The sequence below is a fragment of the uncultured Thiodictyon sp. genome, from assembly GCF_903828115.1.
Lineage (GTDB): Bacteria > Pseudomonadota > Gammaproteobacteria > Chromatiales > Chromatiaceae > Thiodictyon.
This window is the reverse complement of record NZ_CAIKKU010000593.1, coordinates 1-5,683: the sequence shown is the minus strand read 5'-3', so window position 1 is coordinate 5,683 and position 5,683 is coordinate 1. Positions and strand designations below refer to the sequence as shown.

The window sequence follows — 5,683 nt, the reverse complement described above, 5'->3', positions numbered from 1 at the left end:
TTTAGACGGACGGATGGAATGGATCGCGAACCCCCACGGGGCCGCGGCGGCCATTATGCCGGGGGCTGTGTATGAGACCGGCCATTTGACCTTGGCCGCGGGTGACGCCCTGTTGCTGTATACCGACGGCGTGACCGAGGCCATGGACCCCGAGGATCGGCTGTACGGTGAAAAACGGCTGGCATCCCGGATGGAGGGCGCGCCCGCGCTCAATTGCGAGGACTGTATCGGCGTCCTGGCCGGGGATATCCGCACCCACGCCGCCGGGGCGGAGCAATCCGACGACATCACCATGCTGATGTTCAGACGCCTGGCGACCAGTGCCCCGGACGCCCCCCCGGATGGGGAAGGCTGTCTGCGGCTGGAAATCGCAAATCACCAAGAGGGCCTGGCGAATGCACTCGACCAGCTGGAGGGATTCCTCGCGACCGCCGCCCCCCCCCAGGCATTGCCCTATGTCGCCCGACTGGTGCTCGAGGAATTGGTCACCAACACGATCAAATATGGTTATTCAGACGATGAGGTGCATTACATCCGCGTGGTCTTGCGGATCGGACCACCCACCACGATGGTCATCGAGGATGACGGTCAGCCGTTCAACCCGCTGCTCGATGCGCCGGTGCCCGATCTGGAGGCCGCGACTGAAGAGCGTCCGATCGGGGGCCTGGGCCTGCACATGGTGAAGACCATGGCGAAGTCCCTGGCCTATCGGCGTGAGGGTGGGATCAATCGACTCGACCTGGTGTTGGGATAAGACCGCGGCCGGTGTCTACACCGCGCCGATGCGCAGGTGGTAACTCCACAAGCCACAGCCCCGTACCAAGATGGGGCGGGCTCAAAATTGAAGTGCAACACCCACACATATCCTGTTGGGAGGGGGTTAGCACATGGAAACTGGTTACAAACAGTTGACGGCCGATGACCGCAACAGGGCGCGGTCGGTCTGGATGCCGATCTTCAGCCCGGCCTGCACCTGGACGGGCGTCGGTAGCTGGGAAAACTTCACGGTGAGTTCGAGATGGCCGGACACGATGTTCTCCGCGTGCAAAGGGGCGTCCTGGGGCAGGTCAGGCGCAAGGGCGGCAGTCTGCGGTGGGCGCGGTTTTTGTACTCGGCCCGCGAGCGGCGGATGATCTCCGGGTTGGCCATGGCGCCGGAGCTGACCTCAAGATCCCGCGCCCACGCCTTCGCGATCAGGCGCTCCAGAATCCTCGCCCGGGTCGGCGGCTCGTTGGGGAGCGGGTGTTCGCTCAGCAGGTAGTGCAGGTCGTAGATGTCCTGGCGTCGGACTCGGTTACGAACTTCCTGTTGCAGGAGCGCCCGAAGCTTCTCCGCGATCTTCTCCACTCACGCCGCCTCGGCCTCCTCGAAGTTGATGGACAGACACCAGGTCTCGGAGAACCGCGGGCTGTAGCCGGCCTGGGCGTAGCGTTTCCGGGAACCGCCCCGTTGGGCGAAGGTCCGCCGGACCGCGAAGGCTGGATGGGTCAAATCGAGACGCTCGGCGAGGACGTAACCGGCCCGTACCTTGTCGATAGTGGTCCCATGGCGGTCGATCTCGTCGACGATGAGGCGCAGATAGCGCGGCGCCTGCAGGGCGAAGAGATCCAGCACATGGTAGATGCCGCCGCACAGATCGGGTTCGCGGAGCAGGTGGAGAAAGGTCCGCCCGATGGTGGCGACGCGGCGCGGCTTGCCCTCAGGCCGGGAGCGCACTGACAGGTACCGCCACGCTCAGCGATGGGTGCTGATCGGGCCGGCCCAGGTAGCTTCCCGCCACCGGCGGCACCGCCTCCGGGTGGCGTGCCACGGCTGCCGCAATGTGGTTGCAGCGAGCCAGGCTGAGCATCATTCGCCGATGCGCTTGGTCACCGCAGGGACGCGACCCGTACCTCAGCGCGGAGTCTGGGCGCCCGAGGTCCAAGCATAGAGTTGGTTCGCCGCGCGTTCTGCCCACAGGTTGATCGCATTCTCGGCGTCGCCCAGGGTCCATTGCGCGGCGGCCTTGATATGGCCGCCGCCAACTTGGCGGTCCGCCAACGCTGCAAGCAGTTCGCCGCTCCGGGAGTCCACCACCTTCGCCGCGCCCTCGGCCGCGCCCACGAAGGGAAAGCTGCCGGTCGCCAGGTAGCCGACGGTACTGAGTGTGCGCGCTTGGGGCACTGCCATGGTAATAGTCCGCAGCCCCGGGGTCGCCGCTCGGGCATCGGTCAGTGCGACCTGTATCCTCATGACACCGGCGCCTGGCCGATCGGTGAGTTGGAACCTGGTACCCAGCTTCTCCTTCAACACCGCATCGAAGGAGTTCGCGAGCTGCTGCGCAGCCGCCGGGGAGATCTGTGATTCGGCGCTGGAGACGATGATCACCGGGTCGACGATGACCTTGCGGTACTGACTCCAGCGGGCCCCGGAGTTGACATAGCGCAGATAACTCTGGCCCGCTCCGCCTGGGGTAAGTTTATGGCAGACCGGGCCTAAGAAGACGCAGATCGCCGTGCGGTCGCCGATCGATGCCTGCAGGGTCGCCGCGCAACCCGTCAGCAGCAAGGGCATCCCCGCGATCAGGGCGAGGCACCCGCAAAGGCCTAGGAAGGCCAGCCGCATGACGGGCCGGGGCGGGGTGAGTCGGAGCCGATTGAACATTGCAGAAGAACGCGCGGCAGGTGGTAAATACCGTGAACGGTAAACTATAAGTTATTCGGATGCAACAGGTCGCGATCATTACGCTTTGTGAAGTGAGGTTACGGGGCTCGCGACCTGCGCGACCGGCCGGATGACTGCCGCACCTGGCCCCTACCCCTCGTCGCGGGCCTTGGGCATTGTGGCGCGAGGTGGAACGCCGGGGTCAAGGAACGATATTTTTGTTTCACTGCAAGGGATCGAGCAGCGCGCGGGCGAGGTGGTATTCAGCACCGATTTCAGCAGTGGATCTTGGGAGATCCTCGCCTGCGAGGCAGGTGGTCGGCAGTGCCGTCAGATCGACGTGGATCCGCAGACAGGCGCGGAGCGGCGTTCGAGCCCGGAAGACACCTCAGACACCCTGCCGCCGTCCAACGGGAACAGCGCTTCACAAATTGCGCGCGCGATCGAGGAGCGCACGCTCGGCGTTATCACGGAGCTCGAATACGACGACCCACAATGGGAAGTGCAGGTTCGCCCCGACCGTGGCCGCGCGAAGCTCTACGTCGATCCAATTAGCGCAGAGGTTCGGCGTTGCATCGGTCACGCCTGCCCGCCCCGCGGCAACTGAACTCGTTCCTAGGCCCCAGCGTAGGGTTGAAGTCCGGACGCTGCAGCGCGTCCAATCACTCTGCACATGGGGGCCGTTCAATGAACGCTGGTCGGTTGAGGGCGGTCGGCGCTAGGTTTCGATCCAGAAGAACCCATGATAGGAATCGTAGGGCGGCGGACAAGGTTTCGGAGCGCTGATCCTCCCCCCGGTCATGCCCTAAACCACTGTTCAGCTTGATACACAGACAAGAGACAGGGTACAACCATCTGATTTGAGGTGACTGCCATGAGCGACGAGACACTGCGTTCCAAGACCAACCGGGCCCTGTGGATGGCCGTTGCCATCACCCTGGTGCCCCTCATCCCCTATGCCCTGGGCGGCGCGGGCGGGTAAGCGTGGACTGCGTGGAGCTGGACAAGGCGGCGCGAGCCGCCTTTTTTTGTGCCTCGGCCAGGTGTCGCGGCCCACAAACGTCGGCCGATCAGCGACGGCCGCAGCCTATCTGACCCGGTTACCGGCGGACCGCTCCGCAGGCTCAGGGCGAGCAAGCGGCCACCGCTGCGGGCTGACCGAGCCTCGACCAGGTGCGCCAGGCCCGCACCGATCAGCACGGCGCCGGCCAAGTCCCGCCCCGCGCCCGCGAGCCGCGCGACCGGCGCACCGCGTGGAATTTATATGCCGCGGCTTGATCTCAGTTCGCGCCCGATCTCGTCCATGGACGCGAAAATTCGGTCCGGCCGATGCCCGCGCAATGCCGACGCACTGTTATAGCCCCAGAGGACCACGCCGGCGGCCATCCCCAGACCGCGCGCGGCCTCGATATCGCGGATCTCGTCGCCGATGTAGATCGCAGCCGCGGGCGCGACCCGGGCGGCGCTCAGGATGCGCCGCAGCCGCGCCCGTTTGCCGTGGATCGCCGCGCCGCATTGCAGATAGCGGACCCGCCGCAGATTCTCCGCTCCCAGCAGCCGGCGCACGTTGCGCTCCGCGTTGGAGCTTGCGATCCCCAGCACCAGACCGGCCTCCTCGAGTTCGCGCAGCATGGATTCGACCCCGGGGAAGAGCCGCAGGCCGTCCAGGTCGTCGGTCATGCGCCGACGCAGCGCCTGGGCGAGCGCCGGCAGTTTCCACCAGGTCACGCCCAGTTGGCGCAAGACCGCGCGCGCGGGCAGTTCGCGCAGCCGGTCACGCTCGCCGGGCGCGATCGGCCGGCAGCGATAGCGCGGTGCGAGCTCGTTCAGAGCCCGGACGAACCAATCGAAGCTATCGGCCAGGGTGCCGTCGAAATCGAAGACGACCAGCCGATAGTCGCCCGGTGCAGCTGTCTGGGGTGGGGGGATGAAGATCATTGGCAGGATTATGCAGCGCTTTGCGCAATCGTACCAATGATTACCAGGCCCCCTGCCCTTTTCCCGCCGTGCCCCTGACCCGCAACGGCCGGCTCGAGCGGCGCTGGTGCCGCCGCCCCGCGGGTCCGCTCAACCGGCTGCTCGCCCCACAGTCCGACAGGGTACAGAGGCGACCTAAACCTGTCGCTTTGGTGCGTTACCGAACAGAACGACGACGCTGCGCAATGCACGCTAGAGCAGGTCGTTCAAGGCGACCCCGATACCGATCGCGTTCTGATTCCAGTTGTAATCGATCAGGCTGTCGCCGTAACCGGTGAAGGCCTGGAGGTAACCGCGCAAAGGGCCGAGGATGGGCGGTGAGGTCCAGGTGAACTGGGCTGCGCCCTTGCCGGTCGCGAGATTGCCGCGGGCCATGAGGGTGAAGCTGTTGCCGTGCCACTTGTAGATGGCCGTGACGTCGCCATAGCCGTAATAGTCGGTAATATCCTGATTGTCGTCCTTGTTTTGGTCTTTCTTGAGGGGATACCAGGGCCGGACCAAGAGTGCGAAAGCGCCCCGCTCGACCCCGCACTCGGCGACAATGCGGTCCCAACTGCGCGAGATAGGGTCGGCGCGGCCGTTGGATTGGTGGTTGTATCCGATATTGAACAACCGCCAGTGGAAGCCGCCGAAGGCATAATCGGGCCGCATGCTCACCAGCACCTCGGGCATATAGTTGTTCTCGCGGAAGGGGCGTGAGAGGTCGGTGTTGTAGACCTGCCACTGGCTCTGTTGGGTATAGGCCGCCCAGACCCCGAAGCGGCGATCGTCGGTCGCCCACAGGCGCGCCTTGAAGCTGAACTGGAACCGTGCCTCGGTCGGGTCCAACTGCGCGTTCGGCGTCTGTGCCGCATTGAACAGCGCCTGGAACGGCACCTTGTTCGGTCGGTCGGAATAGCGTGCGACCTGCAGGTAGTTGGGGCGATACAGTGCGATGGTGTAGCGTTCGGCGCCGGGGTTGAAGCCCCAAGCGGTGTCGATCATGGACCCCGGGGCGGGGTCGAAGACGGCCGCCGGCGTGGCTGGTGCGGCTGGCGCGGCCGTCGGCGCGCCGCCGCGCGGG

At 65.4% G+C, this 5,683-nt stretch carries 6 protein-coding genes and 1 pseudogene; 2 read left to right on the top strand and 5 right to left on the bottom strand.

Annotated features, from left to right (window positions below; genetic code table 11):
- Positions 1-745: pseudogene (locus tag QZY48_RS22420) on the top strand (ATP-binding protein); the annotation flags it as partial.
- 257 nt (positions 746-1,002) lie between these two features.
- On the opposite strand, the gene QZY48_RS22415 reads toward QZY48_RS22420, so the two are convergent.
- The 3 genes from QZY48_RS22415 to QZY48_RS22405 all read right to left on the bottom strand — a co-directional run bounded on the left by QZY48_RS22415 (position 1,003) and on the right by QZY48_RS22405 (position 2,643).
- Positions 1,003-1,347 (bottom strand): nucleotidyl transferase AbiEii/AbiGii toxin family protein, encoded by a 345-nt coding sequence (locus QZY48_RS22415; RefSeq protein ID WP_295435309.1) that lies wholly within the window; start codon positions 1,345-1,347, stop codon positions 1,003-1,005.
- Positions 1,348-1,716 carry a hypothetical protein gene (locus QZY48_RS22410; RefSeq protein ID WP_295435308.1) on the bottom strand — a complete coding sequence of 123 codons (369 nt, stop codon included), beginning with the start codon at positions 1,714-1,716 and terminating at the stop codon, positions 1,348-1,350.
- Positions 1,717-1,893: 177 nt separating this feature from the next.
- On the bottom strand, positions 1,894-2,643 hold the full coding sequence (locus tag QZY48_RS22405; protein WP_295435306.1) for a DUF3313 domain-containing protein: 750 nt from the start codon (positions 2,641-2,643) through the stop codon (positions 1,894-1,896).
- A 169-nt stretch (positions 2,644-2,812) separates the two neighbouring features.
- Between QZY48_RS22405 and QZY48_RS22400 the strand changes: the two genes are divergently transcribed.
- Entirely contained in the window at positions 2,813-3,250 is a 438-nt protein-coding gene (locus tag QZY48_RS22400; RefSeq protein ID WP_295435304.1) for a PepSY domain-containing protein, read from the top strand.
- 653 nt (positions 3,251-3,903) lie between these two features.
- Here the strand turns inward: QZY48_RS22400 and QZY48_RS22395 are convergent.
- A complete protein-coding gene (locus QZY48_RS22395; protein WP_295435303.1) occupies positions 3,904-4,581 on the bottom strand; it encodes an HAD hydrolase-like protein in 678 nt (225 codons plus the stop codon).
- Between the two features lie 231 nt (positions 4,582-4,812).
- The coding region (locus tag QZY48_RS22390; protein ID WP_295435302.1) for a phospholipase A at positions 4,813-5,683 on the bottom strand (871 nt) is incomplete at its 5' end.